This is a genomic window from Nocardia sp. CA-151230 (assembly GCF_050942175.1).
In the GTDB taxonomy this organism is placed as follows: domain Bacteria; phylum Actinomycetota; class Actinomycetes; order Mycobacteriales; family Mycobacteriaceae; genus Nocardia.
Genome location: NZ_CP192061.1, coordinates 8,940,112 through 8,964,999, shown reverse-complemented (window position 1 = coordinate 8,964,999; position 24,888 = coordinate 8,940,112). Strand labels below are relative to the sequence as shown.

The following is a 24,888-nucleotide window of genomic DNA, read 5'->3' as shown; positions in this document are numbered from 1 at the left end:
GCCCAGGGCTCCCGGGAATGCCGGTGCCCCGTCGCGGCCGGGCGGACCGGTCGGTTCACCGCAGGATCCGCGCCCGCACCCGGTACCGGGCGACGCACCACGATCGCTCGCCGGTCCCGGCCATCCGGCACTGGCACCCGTGAGCTCCCGTGGGCCGCAGCAGCATTCCTCTCGCCCGCCGAGCGGGAACTACTCGCGGCCCGGCGGAGTGGTCCCGCCGCCCATGGGTACCGAGGTGCTGCCGGAGCCGTGGGCTTCGGGTCCGCAGTACGTGGTCGGCGGCGGTTCCGGGCAGGCGCCCGGCGAGGCCGATCGGACCATGCCCGCCACACCGGCCCCGGCGGAGGCGTCCGCGGCGGCACTGCCGAGTGCAGTGACGGAGCGTAAGCCGCTGCGCCGCAAGGACATTCTGATTTCGGCGGTGCTGTATCCGGCCGGGGTCGCCATGGCCTTCGGCTGGGCCTACGACCTGTTCGCGAAGCTGTTCGATCTGATCCACAATCGCTGTACCGCGAAGAAGGACTTCTCGGTGCAGTGCGTGGTGATCCGCCCACCCGCATCGGCGCTGTGGGGCCTGCTGATCGGTGGTGGGGGCATGTTCCTGGCCCTGGTCGGCGCGCTGGTACTGGCCTCGGTGGCGGCCATGACGGGCCGCCGGGGCTGGATCTGGACCGCGATCGCGCTGCCCGTGATTCTGGTCGCGGGCGGTGCGGGCCACATCCTGGTGGCCACCGCCGTGAACTGATCTCCACCGCTGCTGCGGGGCACGCGGCATCCTGGAAGGGTGGCCGGGTGGCGGCGGCCGCCGATCACGGCCGCGGATTGCATTGTCACCCTGCTGATCTACATCGCAGCATGTGGTTCGGCCTGGGTGCTGGCAGGTTTCGTGCCCGAGTACCGCGCGCTCGCGGGCCCGGGCGATGACACTCGGTTTCTCCCATTGGCTTTCGCTGTGGCCTGGCTGGGCATCGGCCTGACCCTGCTGCTGGTGCCGCTGTGGACCCTGCGCGCTGTCCGGCTGCGGCAGCGCGCCTGGTCCACGGCCCTGGTGGCCTTTCCGCTGCTGGCCGAGTCGTGGGTGCTCGGCCTGTTGGCGGCGGTCGTGGCGGTCTCCTACTAGGCCGCCCGGACCGGGTCAGAGGCGCTCGTAGATGGTGGCGTTGGCGAGACCGCCTGCCTCACACATGGTTTGCAGGCCGTAGCGGGCGCCGCGCTCGTGCATGGCGTGCACGAGGGTGGTGGCCAGCCGCGCGCCGGAGGCGCCCAGGGGATGGCCCAGGGCGATGGCGCCGCCGTTCACATTGACCTTCGACAGGTCGGCCCCGGTCTCCTGCGCCCAGGCCAGGACCACCGAGGAGAAGGCCTCGTTCACCTCGAACAGGTCGATGTCGGAGAGTTCGAGGCCGGAGCGCTGCAGGACCTTCCGGGTCGCGGGGATGACCGCGGTGAGCATGAGCAGCGGGTCGTCGCCGGCGACGGAGAAACTGTGCAGCCGGGCCAGTGGGCGCAGTCCGAGCTGGGCGGCGCGTTCACTGGTCATGATGAGGGTGGCGGCGCTGCCGTCGTTGATCTGGCTGGCATTGGCGGCGGTGATGTTCCAGCCGATCTGCGGGAAGCGGGCCGCCATCTCCTCGCTGTAGAAGGCGGGACGCAACCCGGCCAGCGCGTCCAGCGTGCTGCCGACACGGATGCCCTCGTCGTGCGAGAGCCCGGCGTAGGGGGAGAGCTGGGCCTCGAACGAGCCGTTCTTGGTTGCGGCGGCGGCCTTCTCGTGGCTGGCGAGGGCGAACTCGTCGAGCTGGGTGCGGCTCAGGCCCCACTTGGCGGCAATGAGTTCGGCGCTGATGCCCTGCGGTACCAGGCCCTCCGGGTAGCGTTCGGCGAAGCCGACACCCGCGATGTCCTCGGCCCCGATCAGGTTGGCGCCCATGGGAACCCGGCTCATGGACTCCACGCCCGCGGCGACCACGATGTCGTAGGCCCCCGCGATGACGCCCTGGGCGGCGAAGTGGATGGCCTGCTGGCTGCTCCCGCACTGCCGGTCCACGGTGGTGGCCGGTACCGATTCGGGATAGCCGGCGGCCAGGGCCGCCCGGCGGGTGAGGTTGGAGCCCTGCTCGCCGACCTGGGTGACCACGCCGCCGATCACATCGTCGATCAGGGCCGGATCGATCTCGGTGCGCCGCACCACCTCCCACAGGCTGTGGGCGAGCAGATCGGCGGGGTGCACACCGTGCAGGGCGCCGGTGGCCTTGCCCTTGCCGATGGGGGTGCGGACCGCTTCGACGATGACTGCGTCTCTCATGACGTTCCTTCCAGGCGCGCCGCCCCGGATTCGAGTCCGACAACGGCGTCTGACTTGATCGCTCTAAAGTCAGGATAGGATCTGGCCATAGTGAAGGCAAGTCAGCGTTGTATGATGTGTGTCATGTCGGCAGTACTGGAGGGAAAACTCAGCGATCTGGGCTCGTGGAAGCCCGAGGCCTGTTCGATCGCGAAGGCGATGGACATCGTCGGGACGCGCTCGGCGATCCTCATCCTGCGCGAGTCGTATTACGGCACGACGCGGTTCGACGGCTTCGCGGCGCGGATCGGCATCACCGACGCGGCGGCTTCCAGCGCGCTGCGCAAACTGGTCGATGCGGGACTGCTGGAGAAGCGGCCCTACCAGGAAGAGGGCAAGCGCACCCGCAACGAGTACGTGCTCACCCCGATGGGCCTGGACCTGCTGCCCGCGATCGTGGCGCTGTGGCAGTGGGGTGACAAGTACCTGCAGGACGGCACCGCGCCACTGGAGCGGCTCGAGGATTCCACGGGCGAACCCGTGCGCGCGGAACTGCGCAGCGCATCGGGAAACGAAGTCCCCCTGGAGAATCTGCGCATCCGGGTGAACGACGAATGGCGGCGGAAGAACCGCCGCCATTCGTGAGACCTGCACGTCAGTTCAGACGGCGTCCGTCCTCGGGGTGGAAGAAGTACGTGTGGTCCGAGTCCGCGACCAGCGAGAGCTTGGTGCCCTTCGCGGGCGGGTTGCGCCAATCCGCGCGCGCCACAATGGTTTCCCCGTCACCGAGGGTGCGGCCGTAGATGTAGGCGTCGGAGCCCAGCTCCTCGACCACATCCACCTCCATGGCGATCCCGGCCCCGTCGCCGACCGCGTCCAAGTGCTCGGGCCGGATGCCGACCACCACCCGCTCGCCGGTGGCCGCCGCCACCGAACGCGGCAACGGCAGCGGGCAGCCGCCCAGCGTGACCGAGCCGTTGCCGACCGGCAGCGTGAACAGGTTCATGGCGGGCGAGCCCATGAAGCCCGCGACGAACAGGTTGGCCGGGTCGCGGTACAGGTCGCGCGGGGAGGCGCACTGCTGCAGTAGCCCGTCCTTGAGCACCGCCACCCGGTCGCCCATGGTCATGGCCTCGACCTGGTCGTGGGTGACATAGACGGTGGTGGTGCCGAGCCGGCGCTGCAGCTGGGCGATCTGGGTGCGGGTCTGCACGCGCAGCTTGGCGTCCAGGTTGGACAGCGGTTCGTCCATGAGGAAGACCTGCGGCTGACGCACGATGGCCCGGCCCATGGCCACGCGCTGGCGCTGACCGCCGGACAGGGCCTTGGGCTTGCGGTCCAGGTAGGGCTCCAGGTCGAGCAGCTTGGCGGCCTCGAGCACGCGCTGCTGCCGCTCCTCCTTGGCGACCTTGGCCATCTTCAGCGCGAAGCCCATGTTCTCGGCGACGCTCATGTGCGGGTAGAGCGCGTAGTTCTGGAACACCATGGCGATATCGCGTTCCTTGGGCTCGGCGTGCGTGACGTCCTTGTCCCCGATCAGGATCCGGCCGTCGCTCACCTCCTCGAGCCCCGCGAGCATGCGCAGCGAGGTGGATTTGCCGCAGCCGGAAGGGCCGACGAGAACCAGGAATTCGCCGTCGGCGATCTCCAGGTTCAAGGCGTCGACGGCTGGGTTGGCCGCGCCCGGGTAGAGCCGGGTGGCCTGGTCGAAAGTCACCGTTGCCACGGTTTCACACTTCCCTTCACCGGCAGGAACGTGCCGGACGATCCGTAGTAGAGGGTCGGCCCAGAGCGTAGCCGAGGGGCAGAATGGGGCGCAGTGATCACCGACGGAGGAGCACCTCATGAGCCGACCGGTTCGTATCGGAGTTCAGTTGCAGCCGCAGCACGCGCCCAACTACGGATTGATCCGGGACGCGGTGCGGCGGTGTGAGGACATCGGCGTCGACATCGTCTTCAACTGGGACCACTTCTATCCGCTGTACGGGGACCCGGAGGGCGCGCACTTCGAGTGCTGGACCATGCTGGGCGCGATCGCCGAGCAGACCGAGCGGGTGGAACTCGGCGCGCTGGTCACCGGTGGGGGCTACCGGAATCCGGATCTGCTGGCCGATATGGCCCGCACCGTGGACCACATCAGCAACGGGCGCCTCATTCTCGGTATCGGCGCGGGCTGGTTCCAGAAGGACTACGACCAGTACGGATACGAATTCGGCACCGCCGGAAGCCGGCTGGCGCTGCTGAAGGAGTCCATGGCCCGCCTCACCGACCGGCTGGCCAAGCTGAACCCGCAGCCGGTGCGCGACATTCCCATCCTGATCGGTGGCGGCGGTGAGAAGAAGACGCTGCGGCTGGTCGCCCAGTACGGCGATATCTGGCACAGCTTCTCCGACATCGACGTGCTGCAGCGCAAGATCGGCATCCTGGGCGAGCACTGCGCCGAGGTCGGCACCGACCCCACCGCCATCGAGAAGTCCGTGGCCTGGCCGGGCCTGGATCAGGTGGAGGGCTACGCGGACGCGGGCGTGACACTGTTCACCGTGGGGTCGGGCGGGCCGGACTACGACATGAGCCGGATCCAGGAGGCCGTGGCCTGGCGGGATGGCTTCAATCAGCGGTAGGGACGCGCCTGAACTGTGACTTCCGCCGAATCAGGCCGAGGCTGACCCTGGTACGGCGGACCGCCCCCACTAGGGTGGTCTGCCATGGTTTCCTTGCGGCAGCGCCCAGGTCGTCCCCCGCGCCTGCCGGCATTGGCGGGAGTTGTGCTGGTCGGTCTACTCGGCATCGCGGCGCTCGCGGGCAGCGCCGGTGCCGATGATCGCGATCTGTGTTCGCCGCCCGGCCGGGCCGCGGCCAGCGCCGCACCGACCAATCTGGCGTCCGGGCAGCAGAACGCGGGCGCGGACCGGTTCACCACCGCCACCACCGAGCCGCCGGCCAAGATCGATATCAGCAAGCTGGGCCTGCTGACGCCCGGCAAGCTCAGCGTCGGCACTCTCTCCGACGCGCCGCCGAGCATCTGCGTCAACTCCAAGGGCGTGTTCACCGGCTTCGACAACGAGCTGCTGAAGGCCATCGGCGCGAAAATCGGTCTGCAGGTGGAGTTCAGCGGCACCGAGTTCGCCGGCCTGCTGGCCCAGGTCGCCAACGGCCGCTTCGACATCGGCTCCTCCAGCATCACCACCACCGACGCGCGGCGGCAGCTGGTCGACTTCACCAATGGCTACGACTTCGGCTACTTCTCGCTGGTGGTGCCGAACGGCAGTGCCATCAAGGGTTTCGCGGATCTGCACCGCGGTAATCGGGTCGGCGTCGTGCAGGGCACCGTGCAGGACGAGTACGTCGTCAACGAACTGCACCTGGACCCGGTGAAGTTCCCCGACTACAACACCGCCTACGCGAATCTGAAGACCGGCCAGATCGACGCCTGGGTCGCGCCGTCGCAGCAGGCCATCGGCGCCATCAAGCCGGGCGATCCGACCTCGATCGTGCAGAACACCTTCAGCGTCAACAACTTCACCGCCTGGGCGGTGCGCAAGGGTAATCAGCCGCTCACCGACGCGCTCAATGCCGGGCTGGACGCGGTGATCGCCGACGGCACCTACGCCAAGCTGTACGAGGACTGGGTGCCGCGGGAGCTGCCGCCGGGCTGGAAGCCGGGCTCCAAAGCCGTTGCGGCGCCGCAGCTGCCGGACTTCGCCGAGATCGCGGCCGAGAACGCGGGTAACCGGCCCGACAACAGCGCGGTGCAGCCGAAATCCACGCTGCAGCAGCTGAAGGACACCTTCTTCGACTGGTCGCTGTACCGCAAGGCCTTCCCGGACCTGATCAAGACGGGTCTGCCCAATACCCTGATCCTGGCGCTGGTCTCGGGCCTGCTGGGCACGGTGCTCGGCATGCTGCTCGCGGTGGCGGGCATTTCCCGCACCCGCTGGTTGCGCTGGCCCGCACGGGTTTACACCGACATCTTCCGCGGCCTGCCCGCCGTGGTGATCATCCTGATCATCGGCCTGGGCGTGGGACCGGTGGTCAAGAACGTCACCGGCAACAATCCCTACTGGCTGGGCGCGATCGCGCTGGCGCTGCTGTCCGCCGCCTACATCGGTGAGATATTCCGCTCCGGCATCCAGTCGGTGGAAGCCGGGCAGCTGGAGGCCGCCCGCGCCATCGGTTTCGGCTACCGGCAGGCCATGACGCTGGTGGTGATCCCGCAGGGCGTGCGCCGGGTGCTGCCCGCGTTGATGAACCAGTTCATCGCGCTGATCAAGGATTCCTCGCTCATCTACTTCCTGGGCCTGCTGGCCACCCAGCGCGAACTGTTCGCGGTGGGCCGGGATCTCAACGCGCAGACCGGGAATCTGTCGCCGCTGGTGGCGGCGGGCCTGATGTACCTGCTGCTGACGGTGCCGCTCACCCACCTGGTCAACTACATCGACAAGCGCATGCGCGACGGCCGTCCCCAGGGCGGGCACGATCCCGCGGACCCGGTCGAACAGGCCGTCATCACGGAAGGGCGTGGAGCATGAGTGCCTCCCTCACCGGCACCGGCCTGCGATTGACGCTGGGCCGCAACGAGATTCTGCGCGGCGTGGACGTGCATGTGGACGCGGGCAAGACCACCACGGTGATCGGGCCGTCCGGCTCCGGCAAATCCACGCTGCTGCGGGTGCTCAACCGGCTGCACGAACCCGATTCCGGCGACATCCTGCTCGGCGGTAAGTCGGTGCTGGGCGAGAACCCGGACCGGCTGCGGCAGCGGATCGGCATGGTGTTCCAGCACTTCAACCTGTTCCCGCACATGACGGTCGCGGACAATATCGCGCTCGGCCCGCGCAAACTGCACGGCCTGTCCAAGGAGCAGGCGCGCACGCTGGCGGTACAGCAGCTGGAAGCCGTCGGCCTGGCCGGCAAGGCGGATGTGCGCCCGGTCAACCTGTCCGGTGGTCAGCAGCAGCGGGTGGCCATCGCCCGGGCGCTGGCCATGAAACCGGACATCATGTTCTTCGACGAGGCCACCTCGGCGCTGGATCCCGAGCTGGTCAAGGGCGTGCTCGCGCTCATGTCGGAGCTCGCCCGGGGCGGCATGTCCATGATCGTGGTGACCCACGAGATGAGCTTCGCCCGTTCGGTTTCCGATCAGGTGGTGTTCATGGATCACGGTCAGGTGGTCGAGACCGGCAAGCCCGAGGCGCTCTTCGAGAACGCCGAAACGCCGCGCCTGCGCCAGTTTCTGTCACAGGTGCTGTGAACGACCGCCGGCGCGGGGCTAACTGCTGCCGCGACCGCTGCCGCTGAAGGGCATGTTCGCGAAGCGGGCGAAATCGCCCTGGGCGCCGCTGTAGACATTGAGGTCGACGGCTCCGCCGATGCCGGGAATGCTCCCGGAGCTGGTGGTCTGCCAGAACGTCCACGCGGGCCAGCCGCCAGGTACCTCGGGCTGGTTGTTGCCGCGGTAGTCGGCGATCCACAGCGGGTAGTTGGTGAACTGGTTGGTATCGGCCATGGCCGTCTGCCAGAAGCGGGGGTAGGTGTAGATGATCGGCATGCGGCCGGTCAGGGTTCGGACCGTATCGAGGTAGCGGTGGGTCCAGTCGATGAGCGCGTCCGGCGGCAGACCGCCGGAGTCCTCGAGATCCAGCACCGGCGGTAGGTCCAGCATCCCGTTCTGGCCCAGCACCATCGTCGAGTAGAAGGCGGCCTGGAGTTCCGGCGGCAGGTTCGGGCGCGCGAAATGGTATGTGCCGCGCGCGACTCCGGCCACCCGCATGGCCAGGCTGTCCTGAACGAAGAACGGATTCACGTAGTTGAGACCCTCGGTGGCCTTGAGCATGGAGAACTCGTATCCGGCACCGCGTACCGCGAACCAGTTGATGCCTCCGCCGCCCGGGTGTTGCCAGGAGGCGACATCAGGGCCGTCGATGTCGGCGGTGGCCACCCCAACCGGGGTAGCCATGAGGATGCTTGTAGCTGCGACAGTTACCAGTTTCATCAGGCTGCGTCCGGTCATGCCCCGAAACGCTAGGCCGATCGGCCACTATGGCCGGGAAGGCGGGGCGGCAATGTTCGCCAATTGTTAGCTCGAGTGTCCGCCCGAGGGTTCGGGGTCAGCCCAGCCAGTCCAGCACCGACGCGGCGGTCCAGGACTGCTGCATGCTGCCCAGCGGCTCGCCGGTGAAGGGCTCGTAGTACTCCGCGAAACTGCCGTCGCTGGCCTGCCGCAGCCCCTCGGCGCGCAGCATGAACGAGCGTTCCGCCCAGCCACGGCGGGCGAAGACCCAGGAGAACAGCCAGCTGATCACCGGCCACACCGGGCCGCGCCAATATTCGCGCGGGCGAAAGTCCCTGGACACCGGAGAGGTCGAGGGCGGCAGCGCGTAGCGCAGATCCGGATGCCCGCACCAGCGCGGGCCCTCGAACAGGCGCAGCAGCCGCCGTTCGGCATCGCGCGGCAGCCCGCCGCTGAGCAGCGGCGCGAAGAGGGCCAGGGTCTCGGTGTCGATCCACTGGTCCGCGCGCACATCGAAGTCGCGCGCCGCGCCGGTGCGGGCGTCGGTGGTGGCGACCACGCCCGCGCGGAAGTAGTCGGCCCACTCGTAGAGCTCGCGCACATCCGCGTGCGGCTGCTTGTAGTCCTCGCCGATATTGGCCAGCACATCACAGGCCAGCGCGAAGATGGCGGTCACGAACACGTCCTCGACCGCGAAGCTCATGGTCGAGGCCAGCTGGTAGTCGTCGTAGCCGGCCCGGCGCATCTGCTCGACCAGCCACAGGTAGCGGTCGTACTCGCGGTCCGAGGGCCGCTGCGTGGGATCGCCCACCACCTGGGTGTCGGCGCGCTCGTAGGGCGGCAGGTCCGGACCGGGAATCACGTTCGCGTAGGCGCGATCCCAGCGCGGCGAATTGTCCATGCCGGATTCCCAGCCGTGGTACAGCGTGATCCGGCCGTGCTGCTTGGGGTCACGGGCGTAGGCCAGCCAGCGGTGCCAGCGCATGAGATCGGGCCAGCGCCGGTTCAGGAAATCCTCGGCGACCGCGCGGGTGCTGCGGCCGTGCCGGCGCGAGTGATCCAGAATCCGTTGCACCGCAATGGCATGCACGGGCGGCTGGGTGATGCCCGAGGTGTCGGGGCCGTCGGGGGCGTCGGCGGCCAGGCGGCGGCATTCCCAGCGGGCGGGTCCGGGGAAGTAGCCGTCCACGCCATTGGCGAAGACGATGTGCGGGATCATCCCGTTGCGCCACTGCGCCGAGAGCAGGGTGTCGAGTTCGAGCGCGGCGCGCTCCACGCTGAGCGGGGCCAGACCGACCGCCACGAACGCCGCGTCCCAGCTCCACATGTGCGGATACAGCTTGGGCGCGGCGCTGGTCATGGTGCCCAGGTCATTGCCGCGCAGCAGGTAGGCGGCGCGGGCCGCGAGCTGGGTGGGCGTGAATCCCGGGTGCGTCATCGCCCTATTCTGCGCCGCCACCCGCAGGTATGCGCGATGGACGGGTGGGTCCTGATCGCCAGATTGCACTTCGTTCGCCTTCTCGTGGGTCAGCCAGCGGTGGTGTGCCCGACCGGAGCATCGCAGGCCGATGTAACGCGGTTACGGTCATCACATGGCGAATTCCGCGAAGTCCAGCACCGACCAGCCGACCGCGCTGATCACCGGAGCCAGCCGGGGGCTCGGCGCGGCCATTGCCCGCGAACTGGCGCCCACGCATCGGCTGCTGCTTGGCGCGCGCACGCCCCGGGCCCTGGAACCGATACTGCGTGAACTGCCCGGCAGCGCCGGATGGCCGGTGGATCTCACCGACTACGCCGCGGTAGCGCGCGCTGTAGCGGGCATCGAACGGCTGGAAGTACTGGTGCACAACGCCGGAATCGCCGACCTGGGAACGATAGCCGATTCCTCGGTAGCGCAGTGGCGGAATACGTTGGAAGCCAACCTGATCGCGGTCGCGGAGTTGACCAGGGTGTTGCTGCCGGCGATGCGCGCCGCCAATGGCCATGTGGTGCTGATCAATTCGGGAGCCGGGCTGCGGGCCAATCCGGGCTGGGGCGTGTACGCGGCCAGCAAGTTCGGGCTGCGTGCCTTCGGCGACGCACTGCGCCTGGAGGAGCCCGCGCTGCGGGTGACCTCGGTGCATCCCGGGCGTATCGACACCGACATGCAGCGCGAGATCATCGCGGGGGAGGGCCGCGAGTACCGGCCGGGCGAATTCCTCAGGGCCGAAACGGTTGCCCGCGCCGTGCGGCAGGCCGTCGAGACCCCGCGTGACGCGCATCCCACCGAAATCGTGCTGCGTCCCATCCCACACTGAGAGCAGCCTTAAATTCCATCCTGAATTTCGATCATTTCGCACAGAATTGGTGCCCAGTTCACGGCACGTAGATATAACGGGTAGGCCCTGCGAGGGAGGCATGGCAGAGAAATACATATCTTCGGAGTGAACGACAGAGATGGATAGACGACAGCTGCTCGCGATGCTCGCCGCGGGCACTGCGGCGGCGCTGACCGGCTGCGCCGCGGAGTCCGGCCCCTCCCACAAGGTGACGCCACGCATCAGCGGACCCGCCGGAACGCCGTCCGCGGCACCGACTCCGAAGGTGCTCGCCGCACCGCCGGCCGCGCAGAAATCCCGCATTCCCGCCGGAACGATTACCGGATTACCCGGCACCGGCAACGATTTGGCACTCACCGTCGACGACGGGGCCGATCCGGCTGTGGTCGGCGCGTATATCAAATTCGCCAAGGACACCGGGGCGCGGTTCACCTTCTTCGTCACCGCGAATTACGACTCCTGGACCACGCACCGGGCCGAGTTGCGGCCGCTGGTGGACGCCGGGCAGATCCAGCTGGGCAATCACACCTGGGACCACCCGGATCTCACCAAACTGTCCGCCACCGAGGTGGCCACGCAGCTCACCCAGGCAAAGACCTTCCTGCGCAACACCTTCGGTGTGGACGGGACGCCCTATTTCCGTCCTCCCTACGGCCGCCACAATGCTACGGTCGACAAGGTGGCAGCGGATCTCGGATACACCGTCCCCACCATGTGGTACGGCTCGCTGTCAGACTCCGGTGTCATTACCGAAGACTATCTGATCGAGTGTGCGCGAAAGTATTTCAACGCGCAGGCCATTGTCATCGGACATGCCAATCATCCCGCCGTGACGCACTGCTACGACCGTCTGGCCGAGATCGTCCGAGAGCGCAACCTGTCCATGGTGACGCTCAACGATGTGCTGGTCTCGCCGACGTAGCCGGTTTTCGCTGGGGGAGCGAAAGTTTCAACCGTAGTGAACTGAATGAGGGTCGCAATGGACAGACGACGGCTGCTGACGATGCTGGCGGCGGGTACGGCCGCCACCCTGCTGGGCACGGGCGAATCGCGCGCCGACTTCCCCTTCGACGCCGGATCCGGCGGCGGAATCATTCCCCAGCTGCCCGGGATACCGCAGGTGACACCGGATTTCGGGCCCAAGACGCCGATCGGGCCGGGCACCATCACCGCGCTGCCGGGCGCCGGAAACCATATGGCGCTCACCATCGATGACGGTGCCAGTTCCGAAACCATCCGCGGCTTCATCGATTTCGCCCGGGACACCGGGGCACGGCTGACCTTCTTCGTGACCGCCTACTATCCCGGCTGGCTCGACCACCGGGATGTGCTGCGCCCCCTGGTCGACTCGGGGCAGGTGCAGCTCGGCAACCACACCTGGGACCACCCGGACCTGACCAAGCTGTCCGGCGGCGCCATCGCCGACCAGCTCGAGCGGTGCAAGGACTTCCTCTGGAACCACTACGGCACCGACGGCACGCCCTACTACCGCCCGCCCTTCGGCCACCACAACGGCAGCGTCGACGCCGTCGCCGCCGACTGCGGCTACACCGTCCCGACCATGTGGTACGGCACCCTGAACGACACCAATCCGGTGATCAACGACGGCATGCTCCTCGATGCCGCGCGCCAGTGGTTCCGGGCCCAGTCCATCGTCATCGGTCACGCCAACCGGCCGACGGTCACCCACCTCTACGACCAGCTCGCCGACATCATCCGGGAACGCAGCCTGCAGCTGGTGACCCTCGACGATGTCCTGATCCCGCCCCGGTAGGACTGCGCCGCACATGAATTCGGCCCGGTGCGCGGTGCGCACCGGGCCGAATGCCGGTCACCTCAGGCGACGATGTTCACCAGGCGGCCGGGCACCACGATGATCTTGCGAGGCGCCTTGCCGCCCAGCAGTTCCGCGATCTTCTCGTCCGCCAGCGCGGCGGCTTGGACCGCGGCCTGGTCGGCGTCGGCGGCGACGCTGACGCGGCTGCGGACCTTGCCGTTGACCTGGATCGGGTACTCGACCGAATCCGCCACCAGCAGTGCGGGATCCGCGACCGGGAAGGGGCCGTAGGCCAGGGCCGTGGTGTGGCCCAGGCGTTCCCACAGTTCCTCGGCCACGTGCGGGGACATCGGGGCCAGCATCAGGACCAGGGGTTCCACCAGCGCGCGGGGCGCGCCGTCGCCGTAGTTCTTGGTCAGGAAGTTGGTCAGCTCGATGAGCTTGGCGCCCGCGGTGTTGTCGCGCAGGTTGGCATAGTCGTCGTCGACACCGGCAATGGTCTTGTGCAGCAGGCGCAGGGCCTCGGCCGACGGCTCGCCGTCGGTGACCTTCACCGCGCCGGTCTCCTCGTCCACCACCAGTCGCCACACCCGCTGCAGGAAGCGGTGCGCGCCCACCACATCCTTGGTGGCCCAGGGCCGCGAGGTGTCCAGCGGGCCCATCGCCATCTCGTAGAAGCGGAAGGTATCGGCGCCGTACAGGTCGCACATCTCGTCGGGCGAGATGGCGTTCTTCAGCGACTTGCCGATCTTGCCGTACTCCTGGAAGACCTCCTCCTCCACGCCGGAGGCATTGGTCCAGAAGAACTTTCCGTCCCGCTCCACGATCTCCGCGGCCGGCACGTAGGCGCCGCGCGCGTCGGTGTAGGCATGGGCCTGGATGTAGCCCTGGTTGAACAGGCGGCGGTACGGCTCGGAGCCGGACACGTCACCCAGGTCGAAGAGCACCTTCTGCCAGAAGCGCGCGTACAGCAGGTGCAGCACCGCGTGCTCCACGCCGCCGACGTAGAGGTCCACGCCGCCCGGATCCTTCGGGCCGTGCTCGGCCGTGCGCGGGCCCAGCCAGTACTGCTCGTTCTCGGGGGCGCAGAAGGTTTCGGTATTGGTCGGGTCCGCGTAGCGCAGCTGGTACCAGGAGCTGCCCGCCCAGTTGGGCATGACATTGGTGTCGCGGCGGTACTTCTTGACGCCGTCGCCCAGGTCCAGTTCGACGTGCACCCAGTCGGTGGCCTTGGCCAGCGGCGGGGACGGCTCGGAGTCGGCGTCGTCCGCGTCGAAGGTGACCGGCGCGAAGTCGTCGATCTCCGGAAGACGCACCGGCAGCATGGATTCCGGCAGCGCGTGCGGCGCGCCGTCCTCGTCGTAGACGATCGGGAACGGCTCGCCCCAGTAGCGCTGACGCGCGAACAGCCAGTCGCGCAGCTTGTACTGGACGGTTCCCCTGCCGTGGCCGTTGGCCTCCAGCTCGGCGATCACCTTGGCCTTGGCGGACTCGATGTCCATGCCGTCGATGTAGCCGGAGTTCACCATGACACCGTCACCGGTGTGGGCCGCCTCCGCGACATCGCCGCCCGCGACGACCTCGATGATGGGCAGGCCGAAGGCGGTGGCGAAGTCCCAGTCGCGCGGGTCGTGGCCGGGGACGGCCATGATCGCGCCGGTGCCGTAGCCGCTCAGCACATAGTCGGCGATGAAGATCGGCGCGCGCGCGCCGTTGACCGGGTTGGTGGCGTAGGTGCCCAGGAAGACGCCGGTCTTCTCCTTGTTCTCCTGCCGCTCCAGATCCGACTTGGCGGCGATCGACTTCCGGTAGGCCGCAACGGCTTCCACAGGGGTGACGGTGTTGCCGAGGGTCCAGCGCGCGTCGGTGCCGGACGGCCAGGTGGCGGCGGTCAGCTTGTCGACCAGCTCGTGCTCGGGGGCCAGCACCACGTAGGTCGCGCCGAACAGGGTGTCGGGGCGGGTGGTGAAGACCTCGATCAGGTCCGCGCCGGCCTCGAACTTGACCTGCGCGCCCCGCGAGCGGCCGATCCAGTTGCGCTGCATGGCCTTCACGTTCTCCGGCCAGTCCAGCTCGTCCAGGTCGTCGACCAGGCGATCGGAGTAGGCGGTGATGCGCATCATCCACTGCCACAGGCGCTTACGGAACACCGGGAAGTTGCCGCGCTCGGAACGGCCGTCCGCGGTGACCTCCTCGTTGGACAGCACGGTGCCCAGGCCCGGGCACCAGTTGACCATCGAATCCGTCTGGTAGACCAGGCGATGGGAGTCGATGGCGGCATTGCGCTCGGACGGGGACAGCTCGTGCCAGGTGCGGCCCTCGACGGCTTCCCGCTTGCCGGCCTCGAATTCGGCGATCAGCTCGGCGATCGGCCGGGCCTTGCCCAGGCCCGTGTCGTACCAGGCGTTGTAGATGCGCAGGAAGATCCACTGCGTCCACCGGTAGTACTCGGGATCGGTGGTGGCGAAGGTGCGGCGGCGGTCGTGGCCCAGGCCCAGGCGGTCCAGCTGCCGCTGCATGGTGGCGATATTCGCCATGGTGGTGTCGCGTGGGTGCGCGCCGGTCTGCACCGCGTACTGCTCCGCGGGCAGGCCGAAGGCGTCATAACCCAGGGCGTGCAGCACGTTCCGGCCGTGCATGCGGTGGTAGCGGGCGAAGACATCGGTGGCGATGTAGCCCAGCGGGTGACCGACGTGCAGGCCCGCACCCGACGGGTACGGGAACATGTCCTGGATGAACAGCTTGTCGGACGGAGTCTCGCCCTGCAGCGGACCGACCGGGTTGGGCGCGTAGAAGGTACCGCGCTGCTGCCAGTTGCCCTGCCACTTCTGTTCGATGCGGCCGGCGAGGTCGGCGTTGTAGCGGTGTGCGGGAACGTCGCCGCCCCCACCCGCGGTCGCGGTGGGTGTTTCGGATGCACGGGTGTCCTGCACGGTCCTGCCTTCTTTGTCCAGCCAATCCCCGATAAGGTCGCTCACCAGGGTAAAACGTCGCCATCCAGCATCCCAAAAAGGGTCCATGCGGCATCGACCGGTTCTGGGCCGTGCCCAGAGGTTCGCGGCGCAAGCGCGGGGAGGCGGAGCGCTCGTTCTGGACTGCGGCTGGAACAGACCTCCGCCTTGGAGCGGAGGAGCGCAGGGGGCCGGAGGAGGGAAGAACGAGACCTTCAGCGCCGCGAACCCGCCGGAGCGAAGCGGAGGGAAATTGGGTGCCGTGTACCGTTCAGCAGGTGTTCGTCGTGGCGCTGATCCTCTTTGTCCTCGCGGCTGTGGCCGTGGTCACGGGCGTGCTCGGATTCACCGGGACGCTGCCGGGCAACCGGTATTTCGGGGTGCACTCCGAGGCCGCGGTGAAGACCGAGGAATCCTTCAAGCTGGCCAACCGGGTGGCCGCGCCGACCTCCGTGGTGGCGGGGCTGCTGCTCGCGGCCGCCGGTGCGGTCGCGCTGGTCGCCGGCGGCATCGCGGCCCTGGTCGTGGCCGTGGTGGCCGTGGTCATCGCGGTGTTCACCCTCGGCGCCGGTGCCGCGGCCGCCGAGAAGGCGCTCGCCACCGCGTTCCCGGAGGAGAAGGTCGGCGGCTGTGGCAGCGCCTGCGGCGCCTGCTCGCTGCGGGACGCCTGCGAGACCGCCTAGGTCTCAGTTCGCGAGCGACCTGCGCATCCAGACGTGCGGGATGCCCGCGTCCATGCCGATCTCGCCGTACGCCTCGTACCCGAGCTTCTCGTAGAAGCCCTGCGCATGGGTCTGCGAATGCAGTTCGACCACGCCCAGGCCGCGTTCGCGCACCCGCTCCTCGATGGCGCGCACCAGCGCCACGCCGAGCCCGGTGCCGCGCGTCTCCGCCAGCACCGCCAGCCGCCCGAGCACCCCGACGCCGTCCCGCACGATCAACCGCCCGGCCCCGGCCGGCCTGCCGTCCAGCCGCGCCAGGAAGTGGTCGGCCGTCGCGTCGAGTTCGTCGATCTCGATCTCGGCGGGCACACCCTGCTCGTCCACGAAGACCTGCATGCGCACCGCGTAGGCGTCGGCTAGTTCCTGCTCGGTGCTGACGGTGACGACTTCGATCATGGGCCCAGCTTGCCTCAATGATCCGGATCACTTGCCGAGGGTTCGCCTGCGCACGCGGGCGGCGGGATGCTGCGCGCGAGCGGGCTCCCCTTCGGATTCACGTACAAGACGGTCAATTTCACCGGTCGCGGGCCGCTGTTGCGGGCCAGGTGCGCGTGCCCGGGACCGCTCGGCTCCCGGAAGACCCGCCACGGCCGGATGGTGACCGGGGTGCAATCGGCCTTCGGATGATCCAGCGCACCGCCGGCGACCAGCACGAACAAGGTTCCGTCGTGGTAGTGCCACCCGGACTGTCCGCCGGGTGCGAGGACCGTCCGCCGCAGTACGAGCTCCCAGCGTGCCAGCCCGAATCGAAGCAGGATCCGGCTGGCCGTCCGGGTTGCCGGGGCCGGATTCGGCCGGTAGCCGTGGTATGGATCGCGCGTGAGGAAGGCCACCCACACATCATCGTCCGCGGCGGCCCGGCCACCGTGGCCGCCTGCCGGGTTGCGGCCGCGGATCGGGTAGTCCGAGGTCGCGGGCGAACGCGGCGGCGTCCTCGGTGGTGGTGGTCTTCGGCCGGGTGCGCGCCCAGTCCAGGTAGCGGGCCCGGAAGTCGGGCCCGGCCGCCTGCGCCAGGCGCGGGAACCGCCGCGCCACCTCCTCGGCCCGCTTGTGCAGCAGACCGTGTGCGGTGGCGGCGAGATCGTCCGCGTCGAAACCGGGCGGCGGCTGCGCGCCGGCGACCAGCGCGCGTACCACGGCCGCCTGCTGCTCGGCGAGTGTTCCTGCCGTCCGCGGCGATTCGACGGTCATGCCGGGATCGCCTCCGGGCGCAGGGTGATGGGCGGGCGGCCGGAGGCGGTGGCGATGGCGTTCAGTTCGGCGGTGAGTTCGGCTGCGGGCGGGTAGTTTCCGTCGCGTTCCAGCATGAGGGGGACGGCGCGGCCGGCCGTGAACTCCGCGACCAGGGCCAGCACCTCGGCGGGGACGGGGTGGACATGGGTGTCGATGTAGCGGCCGCCGGACTCGTGGCCGCCCGCGATATGGCAGTAGGCCACCCGCTCGGCGGGCAGGCGCAACAGCTCCGTGAGCGGATCACGTGACGTATTGCGGGCATTGGCATAGACATTCGCGATATCGAGCAGGAGATGGACGCCGGTGCGCTCGACGAGCTCCTGCAGGAATTCCGCCTCGGTGTAGTCGGCGTGCGGCCATTGGAACAGCGCCGCGATGTTCTCCACCGCCAGCGGCACATCCAACTGCCGGCTCGCGCGGAAGATATTGCGCTCCAGGGCATCCAGCGCCTCGCGGGTGCGCGGCACCGGCAGCAGGTGCCCGGCCTCCAGGCCGCCCGCGCGCACGAAGGCGATGTGCTCGCTCACCAGCGGCGAACCCAGGGCCCGCGCGCAGTCGGCGAGATGGGAGACCCGCCGGTCGTCCAGCGTCTCCGCACCGCCGAGCGACAGCGAAATACCGTGCGGCACCGCGGGAATGCCCCGGGCCACCAACGCGGCCAGCTCTTCGGGCACGTCGACGCCGGGCCGGGAGCCGCGGCCACGCCGGAGGGGCGCAAAGGCCCGGCCACCGGAATCCCTGGGCGCCAGCGTTTCCGCGATGACCTCGCAGAATCCGATGCCCTCCAGCGACGCCACCAGACCGCAGATCTCGCGCCGCCAGCCGATGCCCAGCGACCCCTCGGGAAGTGGTGAATCGGTCATCCGCCGCAGCCTCCGCCGCAGCTGCTGCCGCAACTGCTACTGCTGCCGCAACTACTGCCGCTGCTGCAACTGCTACTGCTACTGCTGCAAGTGCTTCCGCTGTCACTGCTGCAGGAACTGCCGTCACTACCGCCCCCGCCACCACCTGCCACCACGCTGGCTGCCCCCGCGAGCGCCGGGTCGAGGGTCCACAACACCAGCCCGCCGTAGAGCGCGACGGCGAGCGCGGCACTGTCGGGTCCGTAGGCGGAATAGGCGGGAGAGTTGGCGGGCCGCAGGTGCCGGTTGCCGGCCTGGGCGGCGGCGAGGGCGTCGCGGCCGCGCTGTGTCAGGCGCGGCGGCCGGCCCACCGCGACGGTGAGGACCGCCAGCACGATCATGGCGAGCACCAGGAAGCCGACCGCATGATGGGCGGCAGCGCCCGCGATCAGCCGGACCAGTCCGAGCGCGAGCAATACGAAGAGCGGAAACCGCGCTGTCCGCAGGGTTTTTCGCTGCTTCTCGCCGAACAGATAGCCGCGCTCGGTGAGGTCGCCGCGCAGCGCCATCGACACCCCGGCGGTTCCCACGAGCATGCCGGGCATGCGGGCCTGCCCGGATCTGTGCAGGTGCGCGTACAGCGCGCGGGAGATCGGATCCAGATGCTGTTCCTCGGCGGCGGTCAGCGGCCGGACCGGCGTGCCGGCGGAGTCGATGATCTGGTGGCCGCGCAATTGCGCCAGCCCGGCCAGCGTCGGACGCCGGTCGTCGACCAGCATCGCGGTTTCACTGGGGCGCAGTGGCCCGGCCGGCGGCCAGGCCGGGTCGATTGCGCGCATGACCGCGGCGCGGCGCGCGTAGCCGAACGCGACCGCTGAAAGGCCGGCCAGGACATAGAACAGGAGGAAGGCCGGGCCGGATATCCCCCACGTATCGGTTGCGGCCGCGGCTGCGGCGGTCCGAAGGACCATGGCGATTCCACCTCGGGAGTCGTCGTGACTGTCGATCACCACCAGTATCGCGGCAGTGCGGGTGCTGTGTTATCCCAAGGAAGCGTGGTGTTTAGCCTGTTTCGGTGCGATTTCTCAGCAAGTTCTATATAGACGGGTTCATCCTGTCGATTCTTGCGATGGTCGTCCTCGCCAGTATCTTCCCGGCTCGGGGCGAGGCGGCCGAGGTCGTGAGCTGGCTGACGAAGATCGCCATCGGATTTCTGTTCCTGCTCTACGGCGCCCGCCTGGCGCCGCAGGAGGCGATCGCGGGCCTCAAGCACTGGCGACTGCACCTGACCGTGCTGGTCTGTACCTTCGTGCTCTTCCCCGTGATCGGTCTCGCCGCCCGGGTGCTGGTGCCGCACGTGCTGACCAGCGATCTCTACACCGGTGTGCTGTTCCTGTGCCTGGTGCCGTCCACCGTGCAGTCCTCGATCGCCTTCACCTCCATCGCCAAAGGCAATGTGGCGGGCGCGATCGTGAGCGCCACGGTGTCGAACCTGCTGGGCGTCTTCCTGACTCCCGCACTCGTGATCCTGCTGATGAACACCACCGGGCAGGCGAGCGTGGACCCGTCCGCGGTGGTGGACATCGTGCTGCAGCTACTGGTGCCGTTCTTCCTGGGCCAGCTGATCCGGCCGAAGGTCAAGGGTTTCCTGGCCCGCTACGCCGAGCCCACCAAGCTGGTGGATCGCGGGTCCATCCTGCTGGTGGTCTACAGCGCCTTCAGCGCGGGCATGGTCGAGGGCATCTGGCATGCCATGTCGCCGTGGCGGATTCTGTTGCTGGCCGTGGTGTGCTGCGCGATTCTGGCCATCGTGCTGGTGGCCACCGGATTCCTCGGCGAAGCGGTGCGATTCGATCGCGCCGACCGGATCGTGGTGGTGTTCTGCGGATCCAAGAAGAGCCTGGCCACCGGGCTGCCCATGGCGACGGTGCTGTTCGCGGGGCATTCGGTGGGACTGGTCGTGTTGCCGCTCATGATGTTCCACCAGATTCAGCTGATCACGTGTGCCGCCCTGGCACAGCGGTGGGCTCGTACCGCGCCGTGAGCGAGAGCAGCCGGCTGTCCTCGCGCCGCAGCGAACGGGCGCCCGCCGAGGGCCGGGCGGCCAGCGCCTGCAGCACGGCCCGGTCCGAACCCGGATCGCCCACCGCGATGCGGGCGCTGCCGTCCGGGTAGCGCTTGGCCACGATCCCGGCGCGCGCCAGCGCGGGCGCGATATCGCGGCCGGGCAGGTACAGGAAGTTGGCGCTGCTGCGCGGCACCCGGATGCCGCCGCGCCGCAGTTCGGTGCGCAGCAGTTCGCGTTCCGTGGTTATGCGCAGAATCCGTTCGCCCAGTTCGGCTTCCGCGGCATAGGACGCGCGCACCGCGGCGACCGCGAGGGCGGGCACCCCGAACGGCAGTTGCAGCCGATGTACCCGGTGCACCAGTTCCGCCGCACCGAACGCGTAGCCGATGCGCAACCCGGCCAGGCCGTAGGCCTTGGAGAAGGTGCGCAGTACCAGCACATTGGGGTGTCGGTCGACCAGCTCGACGGCGTCGAGAGAGTCGCTCGCACCGAGGAATTCGACGTACGCCTCGTCCAGTATCACCGGCACCCGGGACGGGACCGAACACAGGAACGCCTTCACTTCGCTGGCCGGGATCACGGTTCCGGTCGGATTGTGCGGACGGCACACCGCGATCAGCCCGGTGCGCCCGTTCACCGCGCGGGCCATGGCCCACAGGTCCTGGCGGCCGTGGCCGTCCAGCGGCACCGGCACGGGCCGCAGCCCGGTCATGGTCGCCATGATCGGATACCCGTCGAAGGTCGGTGTGGCGTAGACGAATTCGGATCCGGTGCGGGGGAGGGTCTGCATGATCTGCATGGCCACCCCGGTCGCGCCGGAACCCGCCACCACCTGATCGGCAGAGACGCCGAGGCGGTCGGCGATCAGCCGTGGCAGCCGCCGGGGCAGGAATTCCGGATACCGGTTGGTCTTGCCGAGACAGTCGTCGAGCGCGGCGACCACCGAAGGCAGTGGCGGAAATGGGTTTTCGCTCAGACTGAGGTCGTAGCGGATGGTGTCCGCGCCGTGCGGGTCGACGGTGGCGGGATAGCCCGCCACCTCGGAACCGCGCAATCCCGTCGGCCAGGACACCGGCGCCACGATCCGTGCCGGGCGCCGCCTGTGCTCCCCCGCGCCGGGGCGGGTCATCGGGCCGCGCCCCAGCGGACGGCCGCCGCCCCCGCGAAGTCCCCGGCGTGCGCGAACGCCGCCATCAGCACCACCGAGCCGTTGCGCAGCCGCCCGGCCCGGTTCTCGGCGTCCAGGGTCACGGGAATGCCCGCGGCGAACAGGTTTCCGCAGCTGTCGAAGGTGTCCGGGTGCCGTTCGGGCGGCAGTTCCATCGCCTCGTTCCAGTTGCGCAGGAACAGCCGGTTGGGCTGGTTGGTGACGAAGGTGTCGATATCGCGGGACTTCACCCCGATGCGCTTGCACACCGCCTGCGCCACCTCGGGCACCAGCCGGTTGCCACGCGTCATCACCTTGGCCACCTTGGATTCGGTGAAGGTGACGCAGCCCTGGCCCTCGCCCGGCTCCCAGTACTTCCGTTCGCCGTTGGTGCTGAACTCCATGTCGCCCGCGAACTCCGGATAGGTGCGGCATTCGATATCGAGGATCGGCGCGGAGCTGTTCTTCACGAGAAGCCCGACCCCGCAGCCATCGCCGGGGACGGGAGCCTGCGCGAGCCCGCGGATATCGGGCTGGGTGAACACCGGACCCGCGCAGTTCTGGGTGCAGGCGATGAGCGCGGTGCGCGCGTCGGTCGTCTGCAGGATCATGCGGGCCATCCACATCATGTGGACGAAGGCCGCGCAGCCGCCGTTGTGGATGTCGAACACCCAGCGCGGCTTCATATCCAGCCGGCGCGCCACCTCCGGCCCGGCGCCCAGCACCGGGTTGTCGGGCAGCTGGGTGTGGGTGAGCAGGATGTCGACGTTCGAGATCTCCTGTGCCCCATGGCGTTCGATCAGGGGTGCGACGGCTCGTTCCACCATGTCCACGGCGGTCTCGTCGCGGCCGATGTGATGGCGGCCCCTGGGGGCTCGGAACATGACGTTCTTGGCCATCCGGTCCGAGCGGGAGAACTGGGTGAAGTACTCGGTGCCGACCGGGTCACCGGGCAGGTAACCGGCGATATCGACCAGGCTGACAGATGGTGCCGTCCGGAGGGCGGGGTCGGTGAAGTCCATGGCGTTCAGCTCACTTCTCTTCCGAGGGATTCAGCATCCAGTCGGGCTTGATGGGCAGCCCGTGCGAGGCGCGGTATTCCGCGATGGCCCTGAGGTTGTCGAGCTCCAATTGGTGCCCGGCGGAGAACATCTCCCAGAAATCGCCCACCCATGCCTTGCGCTTGTCCGGCGCGGTGTCCTTGTAGGGATTCTTGTCATAGAACGGGTGGTGGCAGTTCGTCCACAGCACCACCGAACCGGGCTTGTCGAACACCACCTGGGCGTCGATCACCCGCATCAGGTAGATCATCCACAGGTGGTCGCTCTGGTCCCAGGCGCAGTGGTAGTCCACCGTCATGGCGTCGGGATTGGCGACGGTGCGGGTGTAGATCTTGGTGCTGTCGCCCAACCGGTCGTGCGACACCCACAGCCCGGGCTCCTCGGTCTCGGTGAATCCGCGCAGGCTGTAGGTCCATTCCTCCAGGCATCGGGTGTCGGCGAGGTACTCGTACAGCTCCCGCGGCGGGGCCGCGATGAACCCCTGGACCGGGCAGAAGTCGCCGAAGATCTGGTCGTGCGGATACACCGATCGCAGCATGTCCAGGATGATCGGGGTGGTGGCCTCGCGATCGGAATTCTCGATGCGCAGCAGGCCGGGCAGGACGGCTTCCGGAATGTCACTGAGGGCGGGCAGGGCGCTGGTGGTCACGGGTTACCTCCCGGGTGGCGTCAGGAACGGTGTGAACGGCGGGATTTCGTCGGGATCGCAGTCGATCGCGACGAAAGACGGTCCCGGGCGGTCGGCGCAGTGCCGCAGTGCCGCGGCGAGCTCGGCCCGGTTCTCCGGTGCATGGGTGCACAGATCCGGGAACATGGCGGCCATCCCCGCGCCCGGATACGCGGGACGAAACCTGTTGAAGCTGTAGCGATCCCCGTAGTACAGCTGCTCACGCGTGACGCACATGGCGTGCGCGTTGTTGTTGAGGACGATGAAGGTGATCGGCAGCCGGTGTTCGACCGCGGTGTGAATCTCCATGCCGTGCATGAAGAATGCTCCGTCACCCGCGATGACGTAGGTGCGCCGCTGCCCGCCGTCCGGATGGCGGTGGCGGGCGAAGGCCGACCCGATCCCCGCCCCGAAGGCATAACCCATGCCGCCCATGCCGAGCGCCACCGTGAAGCGCCCGTACCGTGGCAGCCGCAGGTGATGCACCACGGCCGCACCGGTATTGCCGGCGTCGGCGAAGACGTCCGAGCCCGCGGGCAGCGCGTCGTTGATGGTCTCCACCACCTCGCGATAGCGCAACCCGGGACCGTCGGAGGGCGGCACGGGCAGCGGGGTCAGGGTGGGCTCGCCGGACGGGTGCGGGCGCAGCGGGATGATCCGCGCCTCGGGTTCGCCGTCGCCGGAATCCAATTCGCCGGTCAGCTCGGCGAGAGTCTCGGCCAGGTCGTTGCTGTGCGCGTGCCGCGCGGGCAGGAAGGGCGGCAGCGCGCCGATGCTGGCCAGCGGCACCGCCGCGAGCCCTTCCTCCATCCCGGCCCGGTCGGTGACCGGCATGCGGGTGCCGATCAGCAGGCACAGCTCCGCGCCGCGCAGGGCGTCGAGCAGTTCGGGATTGCCCATGCTGCCCGCGACGCCGCAGTAGCCGGGGTCCGCGTGGTGGTAGACGTCCTTGGCGTCGGGCGCGACCCCGACGGCGGCGTCCACGGCGGCGGCGAAGGCGGCCAGCTCGCCGCGGGCGTCGTCGCGGGCCACCTGGTCCCCGGCGATGATCACGATCTTGCCGACCGCCCGGGCGCCGCGCACGGTGTGCAGCACCCGCCACAGGTTCTCGATGTCGCGGCGGTAGGCGCGGGAGGGCGGCACGAAACCCGGCGCGACCAGGTCGGCCTGCTGAATGTCCTTGGGCAGCAACAGCACTGCGGGCCCGCCCCGGTGCGCGGCGGAGACCGCGCGGGCGAGGTGAGCGGGCAGGTCGGCGGGGGCCTCGACGCGGGCACAGTAGTGCGAGATCGGCGTGTACAGCGCGACCGCGTCGAAGGCGCCGGCCTGCCCACTCGTGTCCTGGAACGCGCCCTTGCCTTCCAGGACGGTCGGGGGCTGCCCGATCAGCGCCAGCACCGGCACCCGGGAGGCGAACGATTCGGCCAGCCCGGCGACGAGGTTCACGGCGCCGCCGCCGGAGGTCGCACACACGACACCGAGGCCGGAGGTCGAACGCGCATACCCGTCTGCCATGGTGGCCGCGCCGAACTCGTGCTTGGCCACTACGGCGGTGATCAGATCCCGATGATCGAATGCCGCGTCGTAGAGGTCTTCGATATTTGCTCCGTCGACGCCGAACAGGTGCCGTATGCCCAGCGCCGATACCGCCCTGACCAGCTGGTCAGCGACCCGTGTGCCGCTATGCATGGGCGCGTCCTTTCCGGTGGCAGCCACCGGTGCCCGAGTGCCTTCAACCGGGATACGGATGCGATGCGTCAGCGGTTCAATCACCGCGTTTCGCGACAGGTCTTGCCGTGTACGTATAC

25 protein-coding genes are annotated in these 24,888 nt (G+C 68.8%); 11 read left to right on the top strand and 14 right to left on the bottom strand.

The features are described 5' to 3' along the window. Window positions 1-223 precede the first annotated feature (223 nt). Both ACQP1O_RS41920 and ACQP1O_RS41915 read left to right on the top strand, forming a co-directional pair. Window positions 224-745, top strand: coding sequence for a hypothetical protein (locus ACQP1O_RS41920; protein WP_433563777.1), 522 nt, complete (start codon window positions 224-226; stop codon window positions 743-745). A 39-nt stretch (window positions 746-784) separates the two neighbouring features. Next, a complete protein-coding gene (locus tag ACQP1O_RS41915; protein ID WP_433563776.1) occupies window positions 785-1,120 on the top strand; it encodes a hypothetical protein in 336 nt (111 codons plus the stop codon). Window positions 1,121-1,135: 15 nt separating this feature from the next. Here the strand turns inward: ACQP1O_RS41915 and ACQP1O_RS41910 are convergent, their stop codons facing one another. Beyond that, complete coding sequence (locus tag ACQP1O_RS41910; RefSeq protein WP_433563775.1) at window positions 1,136-2,305, bottom strand: thiolase family protein; 1,170 nt, start codon at window positions 2,303-2,305, stop codon at window positions 1,136-1,138. Between the two features lie 123 nt (window positions 2,306-2,428). On the opposite strand from ACQP1O_RS41910, the gene ACQP1O_RS41905 reads away from it, so the two are divergent. Then, window positions 2,429-2,929 (top strand): winged helix-turn-helix transcriptional regulator, encoded by a 501-nt coding sequence (locus ACQP1O_RS41905; RefSeq protein WP_433563774.1) that lies wholly within the window; start codon window positions 2,429-2,431, stop codon window positions 2,927-2,929. A gap of 10 nt (window positions 2,930-2,939) precedes the next feature. On the opposite strand, the gene ACQP1O_RS41900 is transcribed toward ACQP1O_RS41905, so the two are convergent. Then, the gene (locus ACQP1O_RS41900; RefSeq protein ID WP_433563773.1) at window positions 2,940-4,010 is read right to left on the bottom strand and encodes an ABC transporter ATP-binding protein; all 1,071 of its coding nucleotides are present in this window, start codon (window positions 4,008-4,010) and stop codon (window positions 2,940-2,942) included. Between the two features lie 118 nt (window positions 4,011-4,128). Here ACQP1O_RS41900 and ACQP1O_RS41895 point away from each other — a divergent pair, with 118 nt between their 5' ends. The 3 genes from ACQP1O_RS41895 (at window position 4,129) to ACQP1O_RS41885 (ending at window position 7,535) form a co-directional block, all read left to right on the top strand. Further along, window positions 4,129-4,905 (top strand): LLM class F420-dependent oxidoreductase, encoded by a 777-nt coding sequence (locus tag ACQP1O_RS41895; protein WP_433563772.1) that lies wholly within the window; start codon window positions 4,129-4,131, stop codon window positions 4,903-4,905. Between the two features lie 84 nt (window positions 4,906-4,989). Further along, window positions 4,990-6,813 (top strand): ABC transporter substrate-binding protein/permease, encoded by a 1,824-nt coding sequence (locus ACQP1O_RS41890; RefSeq protein ID WP_433563771.1) that lies wholly within the window; start codon window positions 4,990-4,992, stop codon window positions 6,811-6,813. Beyond that, on the top strand, window positions 6,810-7,535 hold the full coding sequence (locus ACQP1O_RS41885) for an amino acid ABC transporter ATP-binding protein (RefSeq protein ID WP_433563770.1): 726 nt from the start codon (window positions 6,810-6,812) through the stop codon (window positions 7,533-7,535). Before ACQP1O_RS41890 ends, ACQP1O_RS41885 begins: the two co-directional genes overlap by 4 nt. A gap of 18 nt (window positions 7,536-7,553) precedes the next feature. On the opposite strand, the gene ACQP1O_RS41880 is transcribed toward ACQP1O_RS41885, so the two are convergent. Both ACQP1O_RS41880 and ggh read right to left on the bottom strand, forming a co-directional pair. After that, window positions 7,554-8,240: a glycoside hydrolase family 25 protein gene (locus ACQP1O_RS41880; protein WP_433563769.1), complete on the bottom strand. Its 687-nt coding sequence runs from the start codon at window positions 8,238-8,240 to the stop codon at window positions 7,554-7,556. 151 nt (window positions 8,241-8,391) lie between these two features. Further along, on the bottom strand, window positions 8,392-9,732 hold the full coding sequence (ggh, locus tag ACQP1O_RS41875) for a glucosylglycerate hydrolase (protein WP_433563768.1): 1,341 nt from the start codon (window positions 9,730-9,732) through the stop codon (window positions 8,392-8,394). Between the two features lie 154 nt (window positions 9,733-9,886). On the opposite strand from ggh, the gene ACQP1O_RS41870 reads away from it, so the two are divergent. From ACQP1O_RS41870 to ACQP1O_RS41860, 3 genes are all read left to right on the top strand, one after another. Next, window positions 9,887-10,591, top strand: coding sequence for an SDR family oxidoreductase (locus tag ACQP1O_RS41870; RefSeq protein WP_433563767.1), 705 nt, complete (start codon window positions 9,887-9,889; stop codon window positions 10,589-10,591). 139 nt (window positions 10,592-10,730) lie between these two features. After that, window positions 10,731-11,534 (top strand): polysaccharide deacetylase family protein, encoded by an 804-nt coding sequence (locus tag ACQP1O_RS41865; RefSeq protein ID WP_433563766.1) that lies wholly within the window; start codon window positions 10,731-10,733, stop codon window positions 11,532-11,534. A gap of 57 nt (window positions 11,535-11,591) precedes the next feature. Continuing rightward, window positions 11,592-12,386 (top strand): polysaccharide deacetylase family protein, encoded by a 795-nt coding sequence (locus ACQP1O_RS41860; RefSeq protein ID WP_433563765.1) that lies wholly within the window; start codon window positions 11,592-11,594, stop codon window positions 12,384-12,386. Window positions 12,387-12,448: 62 nt separating this feature from the next. Here the strand turns inward: ACQP1O_RS41860 and leuS are convergent, their stop codons facing one another. Next, the gene (gene leuS, locus ACQP1O_RS41855) at window positions 12,449-15,322 is read right to left on the bottom strand and encodes a leucine--tRNA ligase (protein ID WP_433567980.1); all 2,874 of its coding nucleotides are present in this window, start codon (window positions 15,320-15,322) and stop codon (window positions 12,449-12,451) included. A 275-nt stretch (window positions 15,323-15,597) separates the two neighbouring features. On the opposite strand from leuS, the gene ACQP1O_RS41850 reads away from it, so the two are divergent. Further along, a complete protein-coding gene (locus ACQP1O_RS41850; protein WP_433563764.1) occupies window positions 15,598-16,023 on the top strand; it encodes an SdpI family protein in 426 nt (141 codons plus the stop codon). Between the two features lie 3 nt (window positions 16,024-16,026). On the opposite strand, the gene ACQP1O_RS41845 is transcribed toward ACQP1O_RS41850, so the two are convergent. Genes ACQP1O_RS41845 through ACQP1O_RS41825 form a run of 5 tightly spaced genes read right to left on the bottom strand, consistent with a single transcriptional unit; the run spans window position 16,027 to window position 19,108 of the window. Then, window positions 16,027-16,458 carry a GNAT family N-acetyltransferase gene (locus ACQP1O_RS41845; RefSeq protein ID WP_433563763.1) on the bottom strand — a complete coding sequence of 144 codons (432 nt, stop codon included), beginning with the start codon at window positions 16,456-16,458 and terminating at the stop codon, window positions 16,027-16,029. Window positions 16,459-16,472: 14 nt separating this feature from the next. Then, on the bottom strand, window positions 16,473-16,895 hold the full coding sequence (locus ACQP1O_RS41840) for a hypothetical protein (protein WP_433563762.1): 423 nt from the start codon (window positions 16,893-16,895) through the stop codon (window positions 16,473-16,475). 7 nt (window positions 16,896-16,902) lie between these two features. After that, the gene (locus ACQP1O_RS41835; protein WP_433563761.1) at window positions 16,903-17,253 is read right to left on the bottom strand and encodes a hypothetical protein; all 351 of its coding nucleotides are present in this window, start codon (window positions 17,251-17,253) and stop codon (window positions 16,903-16,905) included. Further along, on the bottom strand, window positions 17,250-18,158 hold the full coding sequence (locus ACQP1O_RS41830; RefSeq protein WP_433563760.1) for a DUF692 domain-containing protein: 909 nt from the start codon (window positions 18,156-18,158) through the stop codon (window positions 17,250-17,252). Before ACQP1O_RS41830 ends, ACQP1O_RS41835 begins: the two co-directional genes overlap by 4 nt. Further along, the gene (locus tag ACQP1O_RS41825) at window positions 18,155-19,108 is read right to left on the bottom strand and encodes a TIGR04222 domain-containing membrane protein (protein ID WP_433563759.1); all 954 of its coding nucleotides are present in this window, start codon (window positions 19,106-19,108) and stop codon (window positions 18,155-18,157) included. Before ACQP1O_RS41825 ends, ACQP1O_RS41830 begins: the two co-directional genes overlap by 4 nt. Before the next feature lie 104 nt (window positions 19,109-19,212). Here ACQP1O_RS41825 and ACQP1O_RS41820 point away from each other — a divergent pair, with 104 nt between their 5' ends. Further along, window positions 19,213-20,181: a bile acid:sodium symporter family protein gene (locus tag ACQP1O_RS41820; protein WP_433563758.1), complete on the top strand. Its 969-nt coding sequence runs from the start codon at window positions 19,213-19,215 to the stop codon at window positions 20,179-20,181. On the opposite strand, the gene ACQP1O_RS41815 is transcribed toward ACQP1O_RS41820, so the two are convergent. From ACQP1O_RS41815 to ACQP1O_RS41800, 4 genes are read right to left on the bottom strand one after another with little or no spacing between them, the layout of a single operon-like run. Beyond that, window positions 20,135-21,286 (bottom strand): aminotransferase class I/II-fold pyridoxal phosphate-dependent enzyme, encoded by a 1,152-nt coding sequence (locus ACQP1O_RS41815; RefSeq protein ID WP_433567979.1) that lies wholly within the window; start codon window positions 21,284-21,286, stop codon window positions 20,135-20,137. The genes ACQP1O_RS41820 and ACQP1O_RS41815 overlap by 47 nt on opposite strands. A gap of 44 nt (window positions 21,287-21,330) precedes the next feature. Continuing rightward, window positions 21,331-22,374 carry a 3-oxoacyl-ACP synthase III family protein gene (locus ACQP1O_RS41810; protein WP_433563757.1) on the bottom strand — a complete coding sequence of 348 codons (1,044 nt, stop codon included), beginning with the start codon at window positions 22,372-22,374 and terminating at the stop codon, window positions 21,331-21,333. A 10-nt stretch (window positions 22,375-22,384) separates the two neighbouring features. Beyond that, window positions 22,385-23,062 carry an SRPBCC family protein gene (locus ACQP1O_RS41805; RefSeq protein ID WP_433563756.1) on the bottom strand — a complete coding sequence of 226 codons (678 nt, stop codon included), beginning with the start codon at window positions 23,060-23,062 and terminating at the stop codon, window positions 22,385-22,387. Between the two features lie 3 nt (window positions 23,063-23,065). Further along, window positions 23,066-24,769 (bottom strand): thiamine pyrophosphate-binding protein, encoded by a 1,704-nt coding sequence (locus ACQP1O_RS41800; protein ID WP_433563755.1) that lies wholly within the window; start codon window positions 24,767-24,769, stop codon window positions 23,066-23,068. Window positions 24,770-24,888: the final 119 nt, after the last annotated feature.